The 22009-nt window shown below is 74.9% G+C and carries 22 protein-coding genes; 12 read left to right on the top strand and 10 right to left on the bottom strand.

Annotated elements, in window-relative coordinates; all coding sequences use genetic code 11:
* Positions 1-49: 49 nt before the first annotated feature.
* From ACQEVU_RS31920 to ACQEVU_RS31910, 3 genes are all read left to right on the top strand, one after another.
* Complete coding sequence (locus ACQEVU_RS31920) at positions 50-1624, top strand: glycoside hydrolase family 10 protein (protein ID WP_433330072.1); 1575 nt, start codon at positions 50-52, stop codon at positions 1622-1624.
* Positions 1625-1749: 125 nt separating this feature from the next.
* Entirely contained in the window at positions 1750-3153 is a 1404-nt protein-coding gene (locus ACQEVU_RS31915) for an MFS transporter (RefSeq protein WP_433330070.1), read from the top strand.
* Positions 3146-4084 (top strand): RNA polymerase subunit sigma-70, encoded by a 939-nt coding sequence (locus ACQEVU_RS31910; RefSeq protein ID WP_433330068.1) that lies wholly within the window; start codon positions 3146-3148, stop codon positions 4082-4084. The genes ACQEVU_RS31915 and ACQEVU_RS31910 overlap by 8 nt, the downstream gene beginning before the upstream one ends.
* On the opposite strand, the gene ACQEVU_RS31905 is transcribed toward ACQEVU_RS31910, so the two are convergent.
* Positions 4074-4511, bottom strand: a complete 438-nt coding sequence (locus tag ACQEVU_RS31905) for a hypothetical protein (RefSeq protein ID WP_433330066.1) — start codon at positions 4509-4511, stop codon at positions 4074-4076. The two genes, ACQEVU_RS31910 and ACQEVU_RS31905, sit on opposite strands and share 11 nt — an antisense overlap.
* A gap of 38 nt (positions 4512-4549) precedes the next feature.
* Here ACQEVU_RS31905 and ACQEVU_RS31900 point away from each other — a divergent pair, with 38 nt between their 5' ends.
* Positions 4550-5824 carry an alpha-hydroxy-acid oxidizing protein gene (locus ACQEVU_RS31900; protein WP_433330065.1) on the top strand — a complete coding sequence of 425 codons (1275 nt, stop codon included), beginning with the start codon at positions 4550-4552 and terminating at the stop codon, positions 5822-5824.
* Positions 5825-6317: 493 nt separating this feature from the next.
* Here the strand turns inward: ACQEVU_RS31900 and ACQEVU_RS31895 are convergent, their stop codons facing one another.
* Positions 6318-7646 carry an NAD(P)H-binding protein gene (locus ACQEVU_RS31895; protein WP_433330064.1) on the bottom strand — a complete coding sequence of 443 codons (1329 nt, stop codon included), beginning with the start codon at positions 7644-7646 and terminating at the stop codon, positions 6318-6320.
* 84 nt (positions 7647-7730) lie between these two features.
* Between ACQEVU_RS31895 and ACQEVU_RS31890 the strand changes: the two genes are divergently transcribed.
* Both ACQEVU_RS31890 and ACQEVU_RS31885 read left to right on the top strand, forming a co-directional pair.
* A complete protein-coding gene (locus ACQEVU_RS31890) occupies positions 7731-8252 on the top strand; it encodes a DUF4232 domain-containing protein (protein WP_433335158.1) in 522 nt (173 codons plus the stop codon).
* A 17-nt stretch (positions 8253-8269) separates the two neighbouring features.
* The gene (locus tag ACQEVU_RS31885; protein ID WP_433330062.1) at positions 8270-8611 is read left to right on the top strand and encodes a hypothetical protein; all 342 of its coding nucleotides are present in this window, start codon (positions 8270-8272) and stop codon (positions 8609-8611) included.
* 10 nt (positions 8612-8621) lie between these two features.
* Here ACQEVU_RS31885 and ACQEVU_RS31880 read toward each other — a convergent pair whose 3' ends face one another.
* The 3 genes from ACQEVU_RS31880 to ACQEVU_RS31870 form a co-directional block, all read right to left on the bottom strand.
* Positions 8622-9473, bottom strand: coding sequence for a helix-turn-helix transcriptional regulator (locus ACQEVU_RS31880; RefSeq protein WP_433330060.1), 852 nt, complete (start codon positions 9471-9473; stop codon positions 8622-8624).
* Between the two features lie 156 nt (positions 9474-9629).
* Entirely contained in the window at positions 9630-11552 is a 1923-nt protein-coding gene (locus tag ACQEVU_RS31875) for a discoidin domain-containing protein (protein ID WP_433330058.1), read from the bottom strand.
* Positions 11553-11765: 213 nt separating this feature from the next.
* Positions 11766-12041, bottom strand: coding sequence for a hypothetical protein (locus ACQEVU_RS31870; protein ID WP_433330056.1), 276 nt, complete (start codon positions 12039-12041; stop codon positions 11766-11768).
* Between the two features lie 9 nt (positions 12042-12050).
* On the opposite strand from ACQEVU_RS31870, the gene ACQEVU_RS31865 reads away from it, so the two are divergent.
* The 6 genes from ACQEVU_RS31865 to ACQEVU_RS31840 all read left to right on the top strand — a co-directional run bounded on the left by ACQEVU_RS31865 (position 12051) and on the right by ACQEVU_RS31840 (position 16804).
* Complete coding sequence (locus tag ACQEVU_RS31865; protein ID WP_433330054.1) at positions 12051-12284, top strand: SCO4848 family membrane protein; 234 nt, start codon at positions 12051-12053, stop codon at positions 12282-12284.
* Complete coding sequence (locus tag ACQEVU_RS31860) at positions 12284-13033, top strand: class I SAM-dependent methyltransferase (protein WP_433330052.1); 750 nt, start codon at positions 12284-12286, stop codon at positions 13031-13033. The genes ACQEVU_RS31865 and ACQEVU_RS31860 overlap by 1 nt, the downstream gene beginning before the upstream one ends.
* Positions 13034-13152: 119 nt before the next feature.
* Positions 13153-14559 carry a hypothetical protein gene (locus tag ACQEVU_RS31855; protein WP_433330050.1) on the top strand — a complete coding sequence of 469 codons (1407 nt, stop codon included), beginning with the start codon at positions 13153-13155 and terminating at the stop codon, positions 14557-14559.
* Positions 14556-15647 carry an ARPP-2 domain-containing protein gene (locus tag ACQEVU_RS31850; RefSeq protein ID WP_433330045.1) on the top strand — a complete coding sequence of 364 codons (1092 nt, stop codon included), beginning with the start codon at positions 14556-14558 and terminating at the stop codon, positions 15645-15647. Before ACQEVU_RS31855 ends, ACQEVU_RS31850 begins: the two co-directional genes overlap by 4 nt.
* A gap of 274 nt (positions 15648-15921) precedes the next feature.
* The gene (locus ACQEVU_RS31845; protein ID WP_433330043.1) at positions 15922-16200 is read left to right on the top strand and encodes a GlsB/YeaQ/YmgE family stress response membrane protein; all 279 of its coding nucleotides are present in this window, start codon (positions 15922-15924) and stop codon (positions 16198-16200) included.
* A 46-nt stretch (positions 16201-16246) separates the two neighbouring features.
* Positions 16247-16804, top strand: coding sequence for a GNAT family N-acetyltransferase (locus tag ACQEVU_RS31840; RefSeq protein ID WP_433330041.1), 558 nt, complete (start codon positions 16247-16249; stop codon positions 16802-16804).
* 216 nt (positions 16805-17020) lie between these two features.
* Here ACQEVU_RS31840 and ACQEVU_RS31835 read toward each other — a convergent pair whose 3' ends face one another.
* From ACQEVU_RS31835 to ACQEVU_RS31815, 5 genes are all read right to left on the bottom strand, one after another.
* Positions 17021-18535, bottom strand: coding sequence for a DNA polymerase ligase N-terminal domain-containing protein (locus tag ACQEVU_RS31835; protein WP_433330039.1), 1515 nt, complete (start codon positions 18533-18535; stop codon positions 17021-17023).
* Between the two features lie 1237 nt (positions 18536-19772).
* Positions 19773-20591, bottom strand: coding sequence for a YunG family protein (locus ACQEVU_RS31830; protein WP_433330037.1), 819 nt, complete (start codon positions 20589-20591; stop codon positions 19773-19775).
* Between the two features lie 160 nt (positions 20592-20751).
* Positions 20752-21045, bottom strand: a complete 294-nt coding sequence (locus ACQEVU_RS31825; protein ID WP_433330035.1) for a hypothetical protein — start codon at positions 21043-21045, stop codon at positions 20752-20754.
* Positions 21046-21066: 21 nt separating this feature from the next.
* Positions 21067-21279, bottom strand: coding sequence for a PspC domain-containing protein (locus ACQEVU_RS31820; protein WP_433330033.1), 213 nt, complete (start codon positions 21277-21279; stop codon positions 21067-21069).
* A gap of 63 nt (positions 21280-21342) precedes the next feature.
* On the bottom strand, positions 21343-21993 hold the full coding sequence (locus tag ACQEVU_RS31815) for a class I SAM-dependent methyltransferase (protein ID WP_433330031.1): 651 nt from the start codon (positions 21991-21993) through the stop codon (positions 21343-21345).
* Between the last annotated feature and the right edge of the window lie 16 nt (positions 21994-22009).

Here is a 22009-nt window from a genome sequence, read left to right as displayed (position 1 = left end):
GCGATTGAATAGGCGGAATCTTTCGTCATCGATGAAGGTGGCGTTCACCATGCCCGTTCGTGCCTGCCTTGCGGCCGCGGCAACCGCCCTGGCCCTGCTGACCGTGCCCGCCGCCTCGCCCGCGGCGGCGGCGCCCTCCTGCACCGTGGACCCGGCGACCCCGAAGCACCAGATGCGGGCGATGTGGATCGCCAGCGTCGTGAACATCGACTGGCCCAGCGCCCCCGGGAAGTCCCAGGCGCAGCTGCAGTCCGAGTACGACGGCTGGCTTGAGCTGGCCAGGTCGCTCAACTACAACGCCGTCATCGTGCAGGTCCGCCCGGCCGCCGACGCGTTCTGGCCGTCGCCGTACGAGCCGTGGTCGCAGTACCTGACCGGCGTCGCGGGCCAGGACCCCGGCTGGGATCCGCTCGCGTACCTGGTGCGCCGCGCCCACGAGGAGAACCTCGAGTTCCACGCGTGGTTCAACCCGTACCGCGCGAGCATGCCGGCCCCGGGCGGCGCCGGCACTGACCTGTCGAAGCTGCCGGAGAACAGCCCGCTGCGCGTCCACCCGGACTGGGCGGTGCCGTACGGCGGCCGCCTGTACTTCAACCCCGGCATCCCCGAGGCCCGCGCCTTCGCCGAGAACGCCATCATGGACGCGGTCACGAAGTACGACGTCGACGGCGTGCACTTCGACGACTACTTCTACCCGTACCCGGTGGCCGGCCAGGACTTCCCCGACGAGGCCACGTTCGCGCAGTACGGCGGCGCCTTCGCGGTCAAGGCCGACTGGCGCCGCGACAACATCGACCGGCTCATCCGGGAGATGGACACCCGCATCCACGCGGCCAAGCCGTGGGTCCGCTTCGGCGTGAGCCCCTTCGGCATCTGGCGCAACGCCGCCGCCGACCCCCTCGGTTCGGTCACGTTTGGCACGCAGTCCTACGACGCCAACTTCGCCGACACCCGGAAGTGGGTGAAGGAGGGCTGGATCGACTACATCGTGCCGCAGGTGTACTGGAACATCGGTTTCGCCGTCGCGGACTACGCCAAGCTCGTGCCGTGGTGGTCCTCCGTCGTCGCCGGGACGGACGTGCAGCTCTACATCGGCCAGGCCGACTACAAGGTCGCCACCGCCGGCCAGCCCGCGGCGTGGTTCGACCCCGGCGAGCTGTCGTCGCACCTGACGTTCAACCGGCAGTACCCGCAGGTCCAGGGCGACGTCCACTTCTCCGCGGTCCAGGTCCGCGCGAACCGCCTCGGCTCCGAAACCATCCTGGCCGCGCAGCACCACTCCCACCCGGCGTTCCCGCCGTCCTGGGGCCCGGCCCAGCCCCTGCTGTTCCCGGTCGTGACCTCGGCCCGCCGCACCCCGTCCGGCGTCGCGCTGCGCTGGCACCCGACCGCGAGCGGCGCCGGCCCGTTCGCCTCGGCGACGTCGTACGGCGTCTACCGCTTCGACGGCACCACCACCCCCGGCACCTGCGGCCTGGCCGACGCCTCGCACCTCGTGGCGACGGTCCGCGGGACCGAGTGGACGGACGCCTCGGCCGACCCGGCGCGCCACTACACGTACGTGGTGACGGCGCTGGACCGCCGCTGGCACGAGAGCCCGCCCAGCCCTCCGCGCCGGGTGTAGCCCTCGACGGGCGCCGCATCACCGCCGGGTCAGGGCGGTGATGCGGCGCACGGGCGCCCACGCCACGATGAGTTCCGGGCCCGTCCGCCGTCTACCCCGGTAAACGGCACGGAAGGGCTGGAACGATGGCAAGGCATTCGGCGGGGTGGGCCCTGGGGCTGACGTCCGCGGCGGGATTCATGGTGGCGCTGGACCAGCTGGTCGTCGCCACGGCGCTGACCGACATGCAGCGGGCGCTGCACGCGTCCCTCGCGACGCTGACGTGGACGGTCAACGCCTACGCGATCGTGTTCGCGGTACTGCTGCTGCCGGCGGCGGCCCTCGGGGACCGCTTCGGGCGGCGGCGCGTGCTCATCGCGGGCGTGGCGCTGTTCACGCTCGCCTCGGCGGCGTGCGGGCTCGCGCCCGGCGCCGGGACGCTCATCGCCGCGCGGGCCGTCCAGGGCGCGGGCGCGGCGCTCATCATGCCCCTGGCCATGGCGCTGCTGTCGCAGGCGTACCCGCCGGAGCGCCGGGCCGCGGCGCTCGGGCTGTTCGCCGCGCTGACCGGGCTGGCCGCCGTCGGCGGGCCGCTCATCGGCGGCGTCGTCGCCGACCACCTCGGCTGGGCGTGGATCTTCTGGCTGAACGTGCCGATCGGGCTGGTTGCCGTACCACTGCTGCGGTGGCGGATCGCCGAGTCGCACGGACCGCGACGGCGCCCCGACCCGGCCGGCTCCGTCCTGGCCGCCGCGGCGATCCTCGCCCTCGTGTGGGGCATCGTGCGCTCCCCGGCGCCCGGCTGGGAGCTCGGCGTGCTCGCGGGCCTGGCGCTCGGCGGGGTCTTCGTGTGGTGGGAGCTGCGCGTCGCCGAGCCGATGCTGGCGCTCACGCTGTTCCGGTCGCGGACGTTCGCGTTCGGCAACGTGGCCTCGCTGCTGCTGTACGCCACCCTGGTCGGCTCGGTCTTCTTCGTCTCCCAGTTCCTGCAGGTCTCCCTCGGGCTCACCCCGTCGCAGGCCGGCCTGCGGATGCTGCCGTGGACCGGGGCCGTGCTCGTCGTCGCGCCCCTGTCGGGCCGGCTCGTCGACCGCCGCGGCGGGCGGCTGCCGCTCGTCGGCGGGCTCGCCGCGCAGGCCGCCGGGCTGCTGTGGATCGCGTGGCAGGCGGCGCACGGCGGCGCGTACGGCACGTTCGTGGCCGCGCTCGCCGTCGCCGGGATCGGCGTGACCGCGGCGATGCCGGCCGCGCAGCACGCGGTGTTCAGCGCCGCCGGGCCGGCCGAGGTGGGCCGGGCCTCGGGCACCTTCGGCACGGTACGCCAGCTCGGCGGCGTCCTCGGCGTCGCGCTCATGGCGGCGGCGTTCTCGTCCGCGGCCGGCTCCGCCGCGGGGGAGCCCGCGTTCCGGGCGGGGCTGCCCGCCGCGCTCGCGCTCGCGGCGGCGCTGAGCGCGGTCGGCGCCGCGTGCGGGCTGTTCGCCTATCGGCGCCCCGCGCCGCGGCCGGCCACCGCTACCGTGGAGGACGTGGCGGTGCCGGAGCATGTCTGACTTCGTGGAGCTCACCGAGCCGCACCGGCGGGAGCTGTACCACCACTGCTACCGCATGCTCGGATCGGCGGCCGAGGCCGAGGACCTGGTGCAGGAGACCTACCTGCGGGCGTGGCGGGCCTACGCGGCGTTCGAGGGGCGCTCGTCGGTGCGCACGTGGCTGTACCGCATCGCCACCCGCGCCTGCCTCGACGCGCTCGACGGCCGCGGCCGGCGGGCCCTGCCGTCCGGCCTCGGCGGGCCCAGCGACGCCGACGGCCTCGACGGGCTCGGGACGCCGCTCGGGGAGCCGGTGTGGCTGCAGCCGGTGCCGACCGGCGGCGAGCTCGGCGACCCGGCCGCGGTCGCGCTGCTGCGGGCCCGGACCCGGCTGGCGCTCATCACCGCGCTGCACACGCTGTCGGCCCGGGAGCGCGCCGCGGTGATCCTGCGCGACGCGCTCGGCTGGAGCGCGGCCGAGGTCGCCGAGGCCCTGTCGACGAGCGTCGCGGCGGTCAACAGCGCCCTGCAGCGGGCCCGGGCGCGGCTGGCCGCCGGCCCGTCGGAAGACGAGGTCGTCGAGCCCGACGACCCGGCCGCCGGCGCGGCGCTGGACCGCTACATGACCGCGTTGCGCACCGCGGACCTCGACGGCCTCGTCGGCCTGCTGCGCGACGACGTGGTCCTGGAGATGCCGCCGGTGCCGACGTGGTTCTCGGGCCGCGACAAGGTGGTCGCGTTCCTGGAGGGCCGCATCTGCCGGCCGATGGGCTGGCGCCTCGAGCGCACTGAGGCCAACGGCCACCCGGCGGCCGCCGCGTGGATGGCGGATGAGGACGGGGTGCTGCGCCCGCACGGCGTGCACACGCTGACCGTGACCCGCACCGGGATCGCCCGCATCACCGTGTTCCGCGCCCCGGACCTGCTGGAACGGTTCGGCTTCACGCCATGAAGGCGCGGCGCAGGGCCTTGAGGATCTCGTCCGGCGCGAAGCGCTCGAGGGCGGCGGCCTCGGCCCGGCGCAGCGTCGCCCCCAGGGTCGCCGGCGGCGCGGTGCGCACCAGGGCGATGAGCCACGCCTCGAGCAGCGTCGGGTCGTCCGGCAGCGGCGGGTCGGCCGGCGGCGGGGGAGCCGGCTGCTCGCCGGTCGGCAGGGGCACGCCGCCCGAGCGGTACGCCGCCGGGGGCACGCCGACGCGGTACGGGTGCACGCACGTCGGGGTGCCGGTCGCCGCGTGCACGCGGTAGCCGCGGGCCGAGTCGTAGGGGTGCTCCCGGCCGGGCCGCTCGGCGACGTCGAACGCCCCGAGCGCGAGCGCCTGCGCCGGGCAGGCGACACAGGTCGCGTCCCGGATCTGCTCGGCGTCCGGCAGGCCCACGGCTCGACGGTACCGCGACCGGGGTACGGTGTGCGGCCATGACCGCCCGCATCGGCCCCGGCCGCGTCCGCCAGGGCATCGTGTACCGCGAGGGCACCCTCGGCCGCCGCCCGGCCGTGCCCACGGACGCCGCCGAGCTCGAGCGGCGGGCCCGCCGGCGGATGAGCGCGCGGGCGTGGGCGTACGTGGCCGGCGGCGCCGGCGAGGGCGCGACGATGCGCCGCAACCGGGAGGCGTTCGACCGCCACGCGATCGTGCCCCGCATGCTGCACGGCGTCGTCGAGCGCGACCTGTCGGCCGAGGTCCTCGGCACCGCGCTGCGCGCGCCGCTGCTGCTGGCCCCGGTCGGCGCCGGCGTCCTGGTGCGCCGCGACAGCGACGTGCTCATCGCGCAGGGCGCCGCCGCGGCCGGGGTGCCGTACATCTTCTCGAACCAGGGCTGCAGCCCGATGGAGCGCACGGCCGCCGCGATGGGCGACACGCCGTTCTGGTTCCAGCTCTACTGGTCGACCGACGAGCCCCTGGTCGACTCCCTGGTCGGCCGGGCCGAGGCGTGCGGCGCCCGCGCCATCGTCGTCACCGTCGACACGACGCTGCTCGGCTGGCGCCCCCGGGACCTCAACCTCGGCTCGCTGCCGTTCGCGCGGGGCCAGGGGATCGCGCAGTACACCTCGGATCCCCGGTTCATGGAGCTCGTCCGTGCGCGCGCGGCGGCTCCGCCCACGGGCCCGGCGCCGCGGGTGACCCTCGGCGCGGTGCGCTCGCTGCTGTCGATCGCCCGCGAGCACCCCGGCGGCCTGCTGGCGAACCTGCGCTCCCGCGAGCCGCGCGCGGCCGTCGAGACGTTCCTCGACATCTACTCCAACCCGGGCCTGGACTGGCATCGCCTGGCGACCCTGCGCGCCCGGACGTCGCTGCCGATCCTGGTCAAGGGCATCCTGCACCCGGACGACGCCCGGCGCGCCCTCGAGTCCGGCGTGGACGGCATCATCGTGTCGAACCACGGCGGCCGCCAGGTGGACCGGTCCGTCGCCTCGCTCGACGCCCTGGTGTCGATCCGGGCCGCGCTCGGCCCGTCCCCGACGCTGCTGCTGGACAGCGGCATCCGCACCGGCGCGGACGTGTTCGTGGCCCTGGCCCTGGGCGCGGATGCCTGCCTGCTGGGCCGCCCGCACATCTACGGCCTGGCGCTGGCCGGCGCCGACGGGGTGCGGCAGGTGGTGGAGAACGTGGTGGCGGAGCTGGACCTGACGATGGCCCTGACCGGTTCGGCTTCGGTGGCCGCCCTGGACTCGACGGTGCTGGCCCGCTGACCGGGGGCTTTCCCGACAAGTCGGGCGCTCCGCGCCACGACTTGTCGGATTTATACGGCGGCGGGCGATAAATCGCTGCAGAAATCGGCGAAACGGATATGCCTATCCGGCCTCCGAGTGCGGCGTGTCGTGTTCCCGGGCGCGCCGCGGCGCGGACAGGGGCCCGTGCGAGCGCATTTGCCGCGTGGCACGGGTGCGAGCCTGACTCGGCGCGGTGCGGCGTAGCAGCCGGGCCGGCGCACGGAGCGGGGATGCGCGGCGGCCGCGGCGCCTGCCGGGCGCGTCCACGGGGGTGGCGTGCCGGCGTGGCGGGCGGGGCGTGACGGGCGCGACGTGGCGGGCGGGGGCGCGCGGACACGACCATCGCCGGCCCGGTTGGGCTTGGACCCAGGGGCCGCAGCTGCGCTCGAGGCGACGAGCCTGCCGGGGCGGTGGGCCAGGCGATCGGCCGGGGCGGCCGGCCCGTGGCCGGCCGCCCGGAGGCAAGGCCGCGTCAGCCGGTCACAGGACGGCTGACGACGACGTCGGTGCGGCCGGAGAGCTCGCGATCGAGAGTCTGCTGGGCATCGTGCATCGCCTGCGCGTAGACCGGCTCGCTCAGCCGCCGCATCCCCACCTCGGGCGCGACGTCCTCGACCACCGTGCTGACCCACCAGATGTTCCCCCACGGATCCCGCACCCGGCCGCCCCGCTGCCCGAAGGCATGGGTCGCCGAAGCCGTCACCACCCGCGCGCCCGCCGCGACCGCGCGGGCGATCGCCGCGTCGGCGTCCGGGACGAAGACGCGCAGCAGCGACGGCGTGGCCGGCCAGTCCGGGCGGCGGTCGAACGCGAGCAGGACCGTGTCGCCCACCCGGATCTCGGCGTGGCCGATGGTGCCGTCCTCGAGCGGTACCCGGCCGAGCTCCACCCCGTCGAACACCGCGGTGACGAACCCCAGCAGCCCCGCCGTGTCGGGCGTGACGATCCACGGCGCGACGGTCGTGTAGCCGGCGGGGGCCGGGCCGGCGAAGGCGGAGCGATGGTCGCGGACCCACTCCGCGTACGGGCGGGCGGGGTGGCCGGTCAGCTCCGCCACCGCCGGCGTCACCTCCGCCGGCGCCCGCTCGGCCCGCTCCAGCAGCGACAGCAGCGCCGCGGCGAAGCCGGCGTCCATGAACGCCGACAGCTGGGCGAGGACCGCGGCCGGGTCCGCCGCCTCCGTCGACACCGGGTGGCCCAGGGCGGCGCCGATGGCCGCGACCTGGTCCGCCTGGGTCAGGGCGGCGGGGCCGGTCAGGGTGTACACGCGGCCGTCGTGGCCCGCGTCCGGGGTCAGGATCGCGGCCGCGGCCTCGGCGACGTCGAGCTCGTGCACCGCCGTGCTGCTCGCGGCCGGGTACGGGACGCGGACGACGGGGCCGTCGGCGAGCTGGTGGGCGTACGACAGGGAATTGATGGCGGGGAAGAGGATGCGCAGCGCCGTCCAGCGGTCGGTGGCCGCGGCGACGGCGCGCTCCAGGCCGGCATGGTAGGACGCGATGACGTCCGAGCCGGGGATCGCGCCCGAGGACAGCACCACGATGCGGCGGCCGGCGGCGCGCTGCAGCAGCGGGGCGGGGTCCAGGCCGTACGGGAGCACCAGCAGCAGCGCCTCCACGCCCTCCAGGGCCGGGTCCAGCGACGACGGGTCGGTCAGGTCGGCCCGCACGACCTCGACGCCGGCGGGCAGCCCGGCGGTGGACGGGTTGCGGGTCAGCGCGCGCACGGGCACGCCCCGCGCGGCGAGGGTCTCGACGGTCTGCCGGCCGAAGAAGGCGGTGGCGCCAACAACGAGGATCATGCCGGTGACGCTAACGGCAGATGCGGACAGCTTCGGGCCGCATTTATCCGGCATCGGTACCTCGGGCAAGATCGAGCCGTGAGGATGCGCAACTTGCTCGTATTGGCGGCCGTTGCCGGGCTTGCCGCATGTGCCCGGCCCGCGCAGGTGCCCGAAGGGGTGCGGCCGACCGCGGCGGCGTCCGCGTCGCCGCAGGAGCCGGCCTGCCCGGCGCCCGGGGTGCGGATCGAGGCCGACCGCGGGGACGCGGCACTGGGGTACCGCGAAATGTCCCTGCACATCACGAACTGCGGCGCCGGCCCGGTCCAGGTGCAGGGCCGGCCCGAGATCGCGGTGCTGGGCAGGGACCGCGAGACCCTCGACGTCGCCGTCGTGCCGAGCGTGCACCACACCGAGCCGGCGCACCCGGTCAGCCTCGCGCCGGGGCAGAGCACCACCGCGGTCATGTCGTGGCGCAACACCGTCACCGACTCGGACGTGGCGCCGGTGAGCGGGGTGTACCTCCAGGTGGCCCCGGCGCCGGGCGCGCCCTGGCAGCTGGTCCGGCCGCCGGCGCCCCTGGACCTCGGCAACACGGGTCGGCTGGAGGTGAGCGTGTGGTTATAGAGTAACGCATTGTGCTGATGTCGTACACGCACTACGCGTTCGTCGACGACGTGATGACCCTGACGCTCGCGGAGGGGCCCGGCGAGGCCGGCACCGTCCTGACCTTCATGCGGGCCACGTGGGACGACGACGGCAAGACCCACGAGGTGTGCAACGGCCGGCGCGAGTGTGTCGAGGCGGCGGTGCGCGAGTGGCGGATGACCGGCGGGCGGCTGGAGATCGACCTGCACGAGGTGCCCGCGGCGCGGCTCGGGATCGGTCCGCGGCTCGACCTGACCGTCGACGCCCCGCCGCAGCGCGTCGCCCGCGTCTACCGGGCGCTGGCCGACATCCTGCTGGACGTGCCAGAGACGCGGTAGGACGCCGGGTTCACCGGGAGTCGCTGAGGCTCTGGGTGCCCAGGACGATCGCGAGGGCGAGGCGTTCGGCGTCCTCGGTGCCGGGCTCGGCGGTGTACACCGTGATCCGCAGGTCGTCGATGGCCACGACGAGCGTGTCGCAGTCCAGCGTGATCCGCCCGACGGCGGGATGGTCGACGACCTTGCGCTTGGACGGGTCGGGCGGCGGTGGCGGGTCGTCGGAGTCCCACAGCTGCGCGAACCGCGGGCTGGCCGCCGCGAGCTCGCCGACGAGCCGGCGCAGCGCGTGGTCGGCCGGGTACCGCGACGCGGTCAGGCGCAGGTCGGCGACGAGCCGGTGCTCGTGGTCGGCCTGCTCCTGCGGGGTGTGCACGGTCCGGTTGCCGGACCCGACGAGGTTGCGCCACACGGCGTTGCGCTCGAGCCCGCGCCACGCGGTCGTCTCGCCCATGAGCGCGTCGTAGGGCGCGTTCGCCAGCACCAGGGTCCAGGTGGCGTCGTAGACGACGACCGGGGTGTACGCCAGCCGGTCCAGCAGCCGCTGCACGCTCGCCGTGACCCGCGACGGCACCACGTCGAGCCCGGGCGCGGCGTGCCCGGCGAGCCGGTAGAGCAGGTCGCGCTCGGCGCCGGACAGCCGCAGGGCCCGGGCCAGGGCCTCGACGACCTGCGCGGACGGCGCGGTGGCCCGACCCTGCTCGAGCCGGGTCAGGTAGTCGGCCGAGATGCCGGCGAGCCCGGCCAGCTCCTCCCGGCGCAGCCCGCTGGCCCGCCGGCGCCGCCCGGCCGGCAGCCCGACGGCGTCGGGCGCGACCCGGTCACGCCAGCGCCGGACGGTCCGCCCGAACTCCCACGACTCCACGCATTCCAGTCTGCGCGCCCGGCCCGCCGCTGTCCTGGCCCTGCCATGCCCACCATCGGGCGGCGGCCGGGGCCCGGGTGGTGCGGCCGCCGCGACGACGGCGGCCGCACCGGGGTTCGGTCAGGGCTGAGCGACCGGGCGGAACGAGCGTCGAGACTACGAGTACAGGCGGATGTCGGCGATGCTCCACCAGTTGCCGGCGGAGGCCGTCGACGTGATGCGCAGATAGCGCGCCCGGGTCGGCCGGATGTCCACGTTGGACAGTTGACCGGCCCCGGTGCCCTGGGCCACGTTGCTCCAGTGCGTGCCGTCGGCGCTGGTGGACAGCTGCCAGCCGCGGGCGTAGTCGCCGACGCTGGCGCCGCTGTCGATCGCGACCCGGCGGAACTGCTTCGCCGTGCCGAGGTCGACCTGCAGGTACTGCCCGGGCTCCTGCCCCGCGCCGCTCGACCAGCGGGTCGAGGCGTCCTCGTCGACGGCGAGGCCGGCGCCGGTGCCGACCGACGACGTGGCGGTCGCGCCGGCCGTCGACAGCAGGTGCAGGCCGTCGTCGAGCACCCGGCCGGCGGGCCAGGTGAACGTGGCGAGCGAACCGCCGGGCAGGGTGTAGTCGAACGAGTGGCCGCCGACCGCGACGGTGAAGGTCCGCGGCGCGTCGTTCTCGTTGTGGGCCACCAGGACCGTCGAGCCGTCCGGGTTGCGGAAGGCGACGTCGGTGACCTCGCCGTTCCAGGCGGGGTTGCCGAAGCTGGAGCTGGCGATGCGCACGGCGCCGGGCTTCACGAACCTGGCCAGGTGCCCGATCGTGTAGTACTCGGCGTTCGTGGTCCAGGAGCCGTCGGGCTGGACGGTGACCAGGCCGGTGCACGTGCCGCAGCCGCCCAGGTGGGGGCCGCCGGTCGAGTCCAGCGCGAGGTTCCACGTCACCACCGACTTGGCCCAGTTGCGGGGGACGCCGACGGTGAGGGTGCGGGCGTGCCACTTGAGGGTGTCGGTGAAGTACTGCGCCGGGGTGTCGTTCGGCCCGTGCGAGCCGGAGCACTCGGTGAACCAGATGCCCTTGTCCGGGTACGCGTTGTGCAGCGCGGTCATGGCGCTCGGGTCGCCGTAGTAGCAGTGGTACGCCGTGCCGGCCACCCAGCGCGACGCCGGCTCGGACAGCAGCCGGTACGGGTAGTCCGTCTCCGGGTCCTGCCCCGGCGGCGTGTTCGCCACGTCGTTGGGGTGCGTCGCCCAGTTGTGGTCGTAGCCGAGGATCTTCGTGCGGGGGCTGAGGACCCGCAGCAGCGGCCCGAGGATCTCGATGACCTTCGACGCCTGGGTGGTGTTGAGCCCCATGACCGGCCCGCCGCCGGCGTCGCGGTTCTGCGGCTCGTTCTGCACGGTGAGGTAGTCGACGGGCACGCCGGCCGCGGTGTACGCCAGCACGAACCGGGTCAGGTAGACGGCGTACGCGGCGTACACCTTCGGGTCGTCCTTGAGCTCCCCGCTGGCCAGGGAGCCGCTGGTCTTCATCCAGGCCGGCGGGCTCCACGGCGTCGCCATGATCTTCAGCTGCGGGTTGAGCCGCCGGGCCTCGCGCAGCAGCGGCAGCACCTGCGCCCGGTCGTGCTCGATGCTGAAGTGCGACAGGGTGAAGTCGCTCTGCCCGGCCGGCATGTCGTCGTACGTGTAGTGCTCGGCCGCCGCCGTGAAGTCCGACGCCCCGATCGGCTGGCGCAGGAAGCTCACGCCGGCCCCGCGCTCGGGGTCGAACAGCGCCCGCATCGCGTCGGCCCGCTGCTGCGGCGAGAGCCGGTAGAGCACACTGGCCGACGAGTCGGTGATCGAGGCGCCGAAGCCGTCCATGCTCTGGTACGTCCGGCTGGGATCGACGGTGATCGTCACCCCGCTGCTCGCGTTCGTCGTGAACGGCACCGCGGCCCGCTCGTGCATCAGCTCGGCCCGGTCGATCGTCGTCACCCAGACCCGCGCCGCCGGCGCCGCGCCGCCCTGTGCCTGCGCCTGTGCCGGCAGCCCGCCGAGCCCGAGCCCGACCGCTGCGCCGACCGCAACCAGCCGTACCACCCTACGTTGCATCGCATCGCTCCCTGCGGTTCGCGTATGTAACAGATGAAACAGAAATGTAACGGAGCGCTGCCCAGCACAGCATCGGTCCGGACCGCTTGTCAAGAGGCCAAGATCGATGATTCGGTACCGCGCACAAGCGCCGCCGTTACATCCGTTCCACGACCACGGGCAAGGGCCCGGCCGCTCGAACGCGGCCGGGCCCTCGATGGGTCCTGCGTGCGGTCAGTGATCCCCGGGCGGGAAGATCGCGGGCGTGCCGTGCTCGCCGCCGAGCCCCGGCCGCGCCAGGATGTGCGCGCGGCCCCGGGCGAACGCATCCGGCACGGTGGCGCCGGCGAACAGGCCCGTGTAGAAGCCGACGCTGAACTGGATCGCCGCCTCGTCGCCGATCGGGTACCGCATCCCGATGACGTGCCCGATCCGCGCCGCCGTGGCCCGCGCGAGGCGCTCGGAGTAGCACGCGTTGAGCACGACGCAGCGGATCGTCGAAGCGGGCATACTTCCCTGGTGGTGCTGTCGCGGAAGTGGTCGGTGTTCCTGGTCGTCGTCGGGGTGTGGAGCTGGGTCATCTGGCCCCGGTTCCTGCTCGCCATCTGGCGCGACGACCGTGCCTGGGGGCCCGGTGGCGGGCCGACCGCGTTCTTCTGGGTGCACGCCGTGCTCATCGCCGTCTCGCTCGCCATCGGCACCGCCGTCGCCGTGCTCGGGATCCGGGGCTGGCGCGCGGCCCGGACGCGCTGATGGAGACGGCCGACCGGGGCGTGCGCTCCGTCGAGGACCTGCTGCGGCTGCTCGACGGGCTGTTCGCGGACGGGGGCGACCGGTGGAGCGAGGCGGCGGCCGGCTGGTGGGACGACTTCTACGCCGACCGTGACCGGCCGGTGCCGTTCTTCGCCGACAAGCCCGACGAGAGCCTCGCCGGGTGGGTCGCCGACGGCACGATCCCGGCCGGGCGGGCCCTCGACCTCGGGTGCGGGCCGGGGCGCAACGCCGTGCACCTGGCCGGGCTCGGGTTCGCCGTCGACGCCGTCGACCTGTCGCCGGCCGCCGTCGCGTGGGGGCGCGACCGGGCCCGCGCGGCCGGGGTCGACGTGGACTTCCGGTGCGCCGACGCGTTCGGCGGCGGGATCAGCGGGCCGTACGACCTCGTCTACGACTCCGGCTGCTTCCATCACCTGCCGCCGCACCGGCGCATCAGCTACCTCGCGCTGCTCGAGCGGGTGCTCGCGCCCGGCGGGTGGTTCGGGCTCACGTGCTTCGCGGCCGGGGCGATGGGCAGCGAGACGCCCGACGCCGAGCTGTACCGCCGCGGGCGCCTCGAGGGCGGCCTGGCCTACAGCGCCGAGCAGCTGCGGCACATCTTCTCGTCGTACTCCCTCGTGCAGCTGCGCCGGGTGCGGGCCGACCCCGCGTACTTCGGCGAGGAGTTCCTCTGGACCGCCCTGTACCGAAAACCAGTGACGGGCGCCGGTATCCCGGCGGTAGCCTGACCGGGCCGGTCGCGGGACTGCGCGCGCGACTTCCGGAACCCGCCTCTGAAGCGATGCTTCGCAGCTCGCACGCCGAACTCCCCGACCGGCCTCTGTCTTTTCTGGGGAAGGGTGCGGCGGTGGCGGACCTGTCGGAGCTGGTGGCGTGCGAGGACGTCGTCATGTTCGTCAACGCCGCCGTCACCGCCACCGGGCAGCGCGAGTTCCACGCCGGCGCGGCCGGGCAGGCGCTGTCGCTGGCGTTCCTGCACGATTACGTGCGGACCAACTACCGCGAGCTCTACGCGGCCGCGCTCGCCCTGGACATCAACGACCACAACGCCGCCGCGATCGTGCTGGGGCTGCTGCGCACCGCGGGTGAGGTACCGCCGCCGCAGCGCCGGCTCGAGGGGCGCCTCATCGCGGCGCGGCTGGCGGCGATGGCGCCGCAGCGGGTGTACCGCATCCTGCGCACCCTGCGCGCCGAGGGCATCAACAACCGGCGGACCCGCGCCATCGTGCGGGACTGGGTCGCGGCCCGGCCCGACGTCGCCTTCGACGCCGTCAAGTACCGCCGCGGCCTCGCCTCCGCGGCCGCCCACGCCCACCTGCGGCTGCCCGGCGAGGTCGGCACGGTGCTGTTCGACTGGCGGCGGCCGAAGCGCTACGACACCCCGATCCTGGAGTCGTGGCGGCGCGCCCACTACGAGAAGGACGCGCTGTTCGACCTGCCGTACACCGTCGCCGAGGGCCTCGCCTCGACCCGCCGGGCGAGCCTGGGCCGCGAGGAGTTCCTGCGCGGCATCGCGCCCCGCCTGACCGAGCTCGAGCGGCTGCGGCTGCAGCGCTCCGGCGGCGCCGCCGTCGACGTGGCGCTGGAGCGCCAGCCGCTGACCCGGCTCGCCCTCTACGCGCTGTCCCTGCCCCGCCCGGAGCGGGCCCGCCGCCGCGAGGAGCTCACCGCCGCGCTGCGCGCCGCCGCCCGCCGCGCGGCCGGGCGCCGGGCCGGCACGTGGGGCGACGTCGCCGCCGTGCTCGACGACAGCTACTCGTCGTCGGGCTCGGCGGTGAAGCGCCGCCGGCCCCTGGCGGTCGCGCTCGCCACGCACTACCTGCTGGCCGAGCTGGCGCAGCGGTACCGTCCACTGTGGCTCAACCACCCGGGCGACCCGCTGCTGGTCCACCCGGCCGGGGCCACGCCGCTGGGGGAGCGGCTGCTCGACGCGCTCGAGCGGCGCCCCGAGCGGGTCGTCGTGGTCTCCGACGGCTGGGACAACGCCCCGCCCGGCCAGGCCGCCGAGGTGCTGCGGGTGTGGCGCCAGCGCCTCGACCCCGACGGGCGCACGTCGGTGGTGCACCTCAACCCGGTGTACGACGACGGCGCCTTCGACGTGCGCCGGCTCTCGCCGCTGGTGCCGAGCGTCGGCGTCCGCGACGCCGAGGACGCCCCCGCGCTCGTCGAGCTGGCCCGGTTCGCCACCGGCGCCGCCCCGTTCGCCGAGCTGCGCCTGAGCCTCATGGAGCGAGTGGAAGGGTTCCTGCGATGATCCCGGGCCTGCGCACCGGCCCCGCCCAGACGTGGGGTGCGGCCCGCCTGGTGCCGCTGCTGCGCGACGAGCCGATCACCGACCTGCGCCTGCACGCCCGGCTGAGCGGCGACGAGCTGTCCGTCGTGGAGCTCACGTCCCGCGAGGCCTACATCGCGTTCGTCCCGCACGCGTTCGTGGCCACGTGGAGCGCCGACGGCACCCCCGCCGCCGCCTACGGCACGCAGCTGCTCGACCCGCGCGAGCCCGGCCTGCCGAGGGTCGCCGGCCTGCGGTTCCGCCGCCGCATGGCCCGCCGCGAGGACCGCCACCGCCTGCGCTTCCTGCCGCTGCACCTGGCCATGGAGGGCTTCCTCGACCTGCAGTTCGACGGGCCGCCGATCGCGTGGCAGGAGTGGACCCGCGCCGCGGTGACCCGCGGTCTCTCCCCGCGGGTCGAGGAGGCCTACCGCGGCGCCGAGGTGGCCGGCCTCGAGGACGCGCTGCGCGTCTTCGAGATCCGCCCGGGCCAGTGCGGCGTCGCGCTGTACCTGGCCGACGCCCTCGCCGGCGTCTTCGTCGTGCCGCACCCGGAGGACTACCGCGCCCTGCACCCGACGCTGCTGCGCGACTTCTACGGCGAGCTGCTCTACCTCTACGCCCAGCTGTACCCGGAGGTCCCCGGCTTCGCCCAGCCGCTGGACGCCACGCGCGTGCACACCTTCGCCGACCTGCGCGCCGAGGTCTCCCGCGTCCGCTCCGAGTGGGCCCGCTTCCACGAGGACGTGATGCTGAGCGTGCGGGCGCTGCCGGCCCGGCCGGTGTACCGCATGGGCCGCTTCACGCTGTCGCGCTTCCTGCCGCCGTTCGACCCCGCGGTCGACAACCACATCGGCGAGTCCATCACGGACGAGGCGGGCACGGTCGCCTACCTCAAGACGTTCCGGCTCTCGGCGGCGCAGGCCCGCCGCGGCTTCCTGCTGTCGCGCCTGGCCGCCCACGACTGGAACCTCGACGAGACGGCGGCGGCGCTCGGCACCTCGCGGGCGGACCTGATCGGCCGCCTGGAGCGCGCCGGCTTCGGCTACCTGCTGCGCGCGCGGCGCTGAGCGGCCGGGTATGGCGCCGGCCGCGGGCCGTGGGTGCGGCCGGCGCCATACCGCCGTGTCGTGGCGTCCCCCGCGGCCAGTGGGGGAGGTCACCTGGGCTGCCGGTGAGCTTGTGCGATCGCGTGCTTCGCTTCCGGTACCACCAGTCTCGGCAGCCCGGACCCGGCGCGCCGCGAAATCGCGGCGAAGCCACCCGATCGATGCGGCGTTTGGCCGCGTGCCGGCAGGGGCATCAATACCTCGTCGAGAGAACGAGCGTTTCGAGGAGGAGCAAGTGACTGTCACCGGAATCATCACGGCGCTCATCGTCGGTCTGATCGTCGGTGCGCTGGGTCGGCTGGTGGTTCCCGGCCGACAGAACATGTCGATCCTGGTCACCATGGTCGTCGGCGTCGTCGCCGCACTGCTGGGCACCGTCGTGGCCCACGCGATCGGCATCTCCACCGACACCCCGGGCGTCGACTGGGGCGAGCTGCTGGTCCAGGTCGTGCTCGCGGCCGTCGGCGTGGCGATCGTCGCCGGCGTGAGCGGCCGCAGCCGCCGCGCACTGTAGAAAATCGACACACGCCTCGGCACCCCGGTCACGTACAGTGGCCGGGGTGCCGGCTGTTCCGTCTGACCCCGTCCCGATCGACCTGGGCGACCTCGTGCTCCGCGCCACGGCCGAGGCTGACGCGCCGGCCGTCCTCGCCGCGTTCGCCGACCCGCAGTTGCGCCTGTGGAACCCGCCTCCGCGGTACGACGACGACCCCGACGCCAACGTCCTGGCCTGGATCAGCGACCGGGCCGACTGGTCGACCGGCATCCGGGTCGCCTGGGCGGTCGCCGCGGCCGGCGGCGGCCCGCTGATCGGCTCGGTGTCGGTCCGCGTCGACGGCGCCCAGGCCAACGGCTCCATCGGCTACTGGACGGTCCCCGCCGCCCGCGGCCGCGGCGTCGCGAGCCGGGCCGTGCGGGCCGCCGCCCGCTTCGCGTTCGACGTGGTCGGCCTGCACCGCATCGAGCTGGCCCACGCGGTCGCCAACCCGCCGTCCTGCCGCGTCGCGCAGTCGGCGGGATTTGCCCTGGAGGGTGTACTGCGGGAGGCCTACACCTACGGCGACGGCACCCGCCAGGACGAGCACCTGCACGCCAAGCTGCGCACCGACCCCGACTAGGCCCTGGCCTGCCGATCATGTCGTGCCGAGACGAGGTCCAGATTTCGCCTGCGTGTGCCCCGCGGAAGCCTGGCTACCGGTGTTGTAACCCGGCTTTCGCGGGGTGAGCGCAGCGCCTTGGCTGGCCCGGCCCGGCGCAGCGCGCCGGGCCGGCCTTGGCGAGGAATCTGGGCCCGGCGCAGGCCGGCATGATCGGCAGGACAGGGCCTAAGCGGCCTACTGCAGTGGCGGCAGCCGCTGCGGCGCGTCCAGCACGCCGGCGAACAGGTCGCCGCGCTCGGCCAGCCGCGCCCCGATCGTGCGGATCGTGAACCCGTCCGGGCGCAGCGACGGGTCGTCGAGCTCGTCCCAGTCGATCGGCGCCGAGACCGGCGCGCCCGGCGCGGGCCGCGGGCTGTACGGGGCGACGAGCGTCTTGTTGACCGCGTTCTGGGTGAAGTCGAGGCGGGCCCGCCCGCCGCGCTCGGCCTTCTCCCACGCCCAGCTCACGAGGTCGGGCACGACGGCGCCGACCGAGCGCGACAGCCGCTCCACCCACGCCCGCGTCTGCGCGAACGTCGGCCCGGTCGCGATCGGCACCCAGATCTGGATGCCCCGCTGCCCGCTCACCTTGGCCCGCGCGGCGACCCCGAGGTGCTCGAACGCGGTGCGGTGCAGCCGGGCCAGCACGAGCAGGTCCTCCCAGCCGGTGTCGGCGCCCGGGTCGAGGTCGACGAGCGCGTACGTGGGGTGGTCCGGCCGCTCGGTCCGCGACGTCCACGGGTGCCACTCCAGGCCGCCGAAGTTCACCGCCCAGACCAGCGCCGCCGCCTCCGACGCCACGAGGTACTCGGTGCCCGACTCCGGCTCCCGCCACCGCTCGAGCCACTCCGGCGCGTGCGACGGCAGCGCCTTCTGCCAGAACCCCTTCGTGCCGGCCCCGTTCGGGTAACGGTGCAGGTTGAGGGCCCGCCCGGCCAGATAGGGCAGCACGGTCGGGGCGATGTCCATGGCGTACCGCAGGATCTCCCGCTTCGTGATCGCCGGTTCCCCGTCCCGTCCGGCGAACAGCGGCTTGTTCAGGTTGGTGACGCGCACGTCCCGCCCGAACACGTGCCACGTGCCCGACTCCTTGAACGCCTCCAGCTGCGCTCCGGCATCCGCCTCGACCTTCGCCTTCAGCGGCACCGCGGCGACGGCCGCCGGCCGGTCGGAGCGCCACATGAGGTCCGGGTCGTCGCGGACCTCGTCGCTGGAGCGTCCACTGAGGACCGACAGCGGCAGCGCGCCCGCGTCCCACCCGTCGACGGCGTACTCGTCGCGCTTGTGCATGAGCAGCCAGTCGTCCCCCCGCGTGCGGACGATGACGAACTTGCCGCGCAGCTTCTCGCCGTACAACTCCATGTGCAGTTCGCCCTTGGTGACGGCGGCGCGCGGGTCGTCGTCCTTGTAGGGCACCCAGGTCCCGGTGTCCCAGACGATGACGTCACCGCCGCCGTACGTCCCGCTCGGGATGACCCCCTCGAAGGCGACGTACTCCATCGGATGGTCCTCGACGTGGAACGCCCCCCGCCGGACCTTGGGGTCGAGCGACGGCCCCTTGGGCACGGCCCAGCTCACGAGGACCCCGTCGATCTCAACCCGGAAGTCGTAGTGCACCCGCCGCGCCCGGTGCAGCTGCACGACAAACCGCCGCTCCTGCATGGTGTGCCTTCGGCTCGCTTCGCTCGCGGCAGGGGAGCTTCGCTCCACCCGCCCTGTACCGTCTGCTCGCTCCGCTCCCGGCGGGGGAGGTCCGCTCCACCCGCCCTGTACCGTCTGCTCGCTTCGCTCGCGGCGGGGGAGCTTCGCTCCACCCGCCCTGTACCGTCTGCTCGCTTCGCTCCCGGCGGGGGAGCTTCGCTCCACCCGCACCCCCTCAAAACCTGCGGCGGCGCGCCCCGCCGTCGTGGTTGCCCGCCAGCGGCAACGTTACCCGCGACGGGGGTCTTGCGTGGCGCACGACGCCGGGCCGGCGACCGGGGAGACGCAGACCGGCGTGGACGAGGCGCTCCTGTCCGCGCGGCGCGACTCGGCGCCGGCGCGCTGACGGCCGGTCGTGGGTCGTGCCGGGCGTCTGCGATCGCGGCGGTGAGTGATCGCCGTGGCGGGCCGCCCTCGTCGCCGCCGCAGGGCAGCACGGCGACGGCACGGTGCGCGACAGCGGTGGACGCCAGCCGGCAGCGCCGGATCGGCGGACAGCTGCGCCACGCCCAGGCTGGAGCGGCCTTGCGGCGGCCGAAAGCACCGACGGTGGCAGGGCGCGCTGACGGCGGGGCGTGGGCCGGATGCGCCGGCACGTGGTGGTGGCTGCGGGGACGATCGCGGCGGCGCCGACGGCGAGGTACGTGACGGCGGCCGAGCGAGCCGGCGGCCGCATTCGTGATCGCGGCCGAGGAGGTGACACCGCCGCGCGGATAACGGGCCCCCGGTAAGCCGGCGGGCGCCGCGCACACGATGGCGCTGCGCGGGCTGCTGCAGACGCGCGGCGATGCGGTTACGCGCCTCATGGCGGCTGCGCGGCCGGGGTGTTCGGCACGCCCAATGGGCGCCGCGCAAACGATGGGCGTGGCGCAAGCGACCGCAGATCGCCACGTGATGCTGCTACGCGCCCGGCGGCGGCCGCGCGTCCGATGGCAGATGCGCGCCCACGATGGCGGCCGGCGAGCGATGACGGCCACGCGCGCAAAGTCGACGCGATGGCGACGGCCGGGGGCGGCCGCGCATACGGGGGCGGACACGCGAGCGACGCCAGATCGGCACGCGATGCGGCTATGCGCCCGGCGGCGGCCGCGCGTCCGATGGCAGATGCGCGCCCACGAGGGCGGCCGCGCGTGTGAAAGGTGGACGCGATGGAGGCGGCCGGGGGCGGCCGCGCAGGCGATGGTGGACGCGCGCGTGACGAGTGGACGCGGCGGCGGTGGGGGTGGCCGCGGCGGTGGAGGTGGTGTCATGCCGACGTGGCGCGGCGCGACGCTGCCTCGGCGCGGACCGGGCTTGCGCGGCTGCTGCGGATCAGCGCCTGCAACGCCACCGCCGACGTCGGGGACAGGTCGGTCGCGGACAGGTCGTCGGCCAGGATGCCGGCGTCGTCCAGGGCGGCGCGGCCCGCCAGGATGGTCACCTCGACGGCCGAGGTCCGGCCGGTCACGTCGGGCAGGGTGCCGTGCCAGTGCGGGTGCAAACGGTCCGTGTACTCCACCGCGGCCTCCTCCGCCAGGGCGCGGCGGGCGGCCTGCTCCGGCGAGGCGTCCGCGCTGATCTTGGCCGCCGGCAGGGCCCACTGTGAGGGCTCGAACCACGCGACGGGGGAGCGGCGGCGCAGCAGCACGGCGCCGCCGGGGTCGACCAGCAGGGCCAGGGCCAGGCGCAGGGGCGGGCCGGAAGGGGGCGCGGCGCGGCCCAGGGCCGACAGGACGCGGTGGCGCAGCAGGGCGTGCTGGCCGCGCAGGCGGGTCGGGGGGCCCTCCGGGACGTGGACGGGCTCGCCGCCGCCGACGATGAGCTCGCCGGGGCGGAACTGCTCGCGGGTCAGGTCGAGCTCCGAGCCGTCGGGTAAGCGGTTCCAGTAATGGTGGCCGGCCGGCTCGCCGCCGGCGGTGACGCGGGCTCTGATGAGGTCGCCGCCGAGGATTTCGCGCACGACCAGGGCGGTCGGGCCGCACTGGCCGCGGGCGGGGTTGCCCGGGTGCCAGTCGGCCAGGTCGGACGGGTCGCAGGTGTCGGGGCCCCAGCAGCGCAACAGGACGGGCAGCAGCATGCGCAACATGGGGCGCATCATGCCGCAGGGGTACGACAAAAATGGATCACCGCAGGTCAGGCCAGCAGGGCGAGCCTGCGGCGGGCGCGGGGTCGACCTCCGGGCCGAGGCCGCCGTTGGTCTCGGTGAAGACGCGCTTCTCGATGAGGCGGGCGCGCAGGTCAGGGGGTCAACCCTCGTGGTGCCAGTGCCGGAACAGGGCGAGCTTGCGGCGGGCGCGGGCGTCGACCTCCGGGCCGAGGCCGTTGGTCTCGGTGAAGAACGCGATCGCGGCCGTCAGGTCGCCGCACTCCTCGATGAGGCGGGCGCGCAGGTCGGTGCCGTCGTAGTACCGTTCCCGGCCCGAGGTGCCGATGAGCTTGGCCAGGATCTGGACCAGCTCGCCGGCCTCCTCGGCCAGCTTCGCCAGGCCCGGCCAGACGTCGGAGCCGATCTCGTACGGGCCCGCCGGTTGATCTTCCACCCGGGCCAGGGTAGCGGCGGGTCACACCTCGGACGGCATCAGGACCCACAGGATCGGGTACACCAGGATCTGGCTGCCGGGGATGACGAGCAGCGCGAGCACGAACAGCACCCGGGCGAGCCAGGGGTCGAGGCCGAAGCGCCGGCCGAGGCCCGCGCACACGCCGCCCAGCACCCGGCCGTGCAGCGGACGGACCAGACCCTGCCGGCGCATCGTGCCGTACACGGAATCCATGACGATCTCCTTCGTATCAGAACCTGATACGCCAAGCATCGGTCGCGAGAGACCCGAGCGGCATCAGGGATCAGCCCTGGGCGGTCCCTGAGCCGCGAACCGCTCGATGATGCCGAGGTTGAAGCGCTCGTGGCGCAGCATGACGAAGCCGCGCCGCACCGCCCACGTGTAGGGGCGGCGGCTGAAGTGCTCGCCCTGCAGCGGCACCGTCACCGCGTCGGCCAGGACCTGCAGGGCGAGCACCGGGGGTACCGTCGAGCGAACATGATCGGCGAGCAGCAGCAGGCCGCCGGGGCGCAGGACCCGGGCCATCTCGCCGAAGGCCGCCCGCGCGTCGGGGATCGCGCACAGGGCGAACGTGCACAGCACCGTGTCGAACGACGCGTCCGGCAGGTCCAGGGCCTGCGCGTCGCCCACGCGCAGGTCGGCCGCCAGCCCCAGCGACCCGGCGCGGCGCCGGGCGTGCTCCAGCATCGCGGGGCTCCACTCGACGCCCGTGAGGCGCACGCCGGGCGGGTAGTACGGCAGGTTGAGGCCGGTGCCGACGGCCACCTCGAGGGTGTCGCCGGTGGCCTGGCCGGCGAGCCACGGGCGGGTGTCGCGGAAGTACCGCCGTTCGGCGATGCCCATCCGCCGGTCGTAGTCGGGCGCGTGCCGGTCCCAGAAGCGCCGCAGCCGCGACTGCCGCCGGTCCGGTTCCCGGTTGGCAGGCATCGACCCATGGTATTGC

It is taken from the genome of Dactylosporangium sp. CA-139066, from assembly GCF_050936175.1.
GTDB lineage: Bacteria > Actinomycetota > Actinomycetes > Mycobacteriales > Micromonosporaceae > Dactylosporangium.
This window is presented reverse-complemented; position numbering and strand designations above follow the sequence as displayed.

Bases quoted from the DNA above. Each gene is read 5' to 3' on its own strand.
- ACQEVU_RS31920 (WP_433330072.1), top strand. From the start codon at position 50: ATGCCCGTTCGTGCCTGCCTTGCGGCCGCGGCAACCGCCCTGGCCCTG.
- ACQEVU_RS31915 (WP_433330070.1), top strand. From the start codon at position 1,750: ATGGCAAGGCATTCGGCGGGGTGGGCCCTGGGGCTGACGTCCGCGGCG.
- ACQEVU_RS31910 (WP_433330068.1), top strand. From the start codon at position 3,146: ATGTCTGACTTCGTGGAGCTCACCGAGCCGCACCGGCGGGAGCTGTAC.
- ACQEVU_RS31900 (WP_433330065.1), top strand. From the start codon at position 4,550: ATGACCGCCCGCATCGGCCCCGGCCGCGTCCGCCAGGGCATCGTGTAC.
- ACQEVU_RS31895 (WP_433330064.1), bottom strand. From the start codon at position 7,646: ATGATCCTCGTTGTTGGCGCCACCGCCTTCTTCGGCCGGCAGACCGTC.
- ACQEVU_RS31890 (WP_433335158.1), top strand. From the start codon at position 7,731: ATGCGCAACTTGCTCGTATTGGCGGCCGTTGCCGGGCTTGCCGCATGT.
- ACQEVU_RS31885 (WP_433330062.1), top strand. From the start codon at position 8,270: ATGTCGTACACGCACTACGCGTTCGTCGACGACGTGATGACCCTGACG.
- ACQEVU_RS31875 (WP_433330058.1), bottom strand. From the start codon at position 11,552: ATGCAACGTAGGGTGGTACGGCTGGTTGCGGTCGGCGCAGCGGTCGGG.
- ACQEVU_RS31870 (WP_433330056.1), bottom strand. From the start codon at position 12,041: ATGCCCGCTTCGACGATCCGCTGCGTCGTGCTCAACGCGTGCTACTCC.
- ACQEVU_RS31860 (WP_433330052.1), top strand. From the start codon at position 12,284: ATGGAGACGGCCGACCGGGGCGTGCGCTCCGTCGAGGACCTGCTGCGG.
- ACQEVU_RS31850 (WP_433330045.1), top strand. From the start codon at position 14,556: ATGATCCCGGGCCTGCGCACCGGCCCCGCCCAGACGTGGGGTGCGGCC.
- ACQEVU_RS31830 (WP_433330037.1), bottom strand. From the start codon at position 20,591: ATGTTGCGCATGCTGCTGCCCGTCCTGTTGCGCTGCTGGGGCCCCGAC.
- ACQEVU_RS31820 (WP_433330033.1), bottom strand. From the start codon at position 21,279: ATGGATTCCGTGTACGGCACGATGCGCCGGCAGGGTCTGGTCCGTCCG.
- ACQEVU_RS31815 (WP_433330031.1), bottom strand. From the start codon at position 21,993: ATGCCTGCCAACCGGGAACCGGACCGGCGGCAGTCGCGGCTGCGGCGC.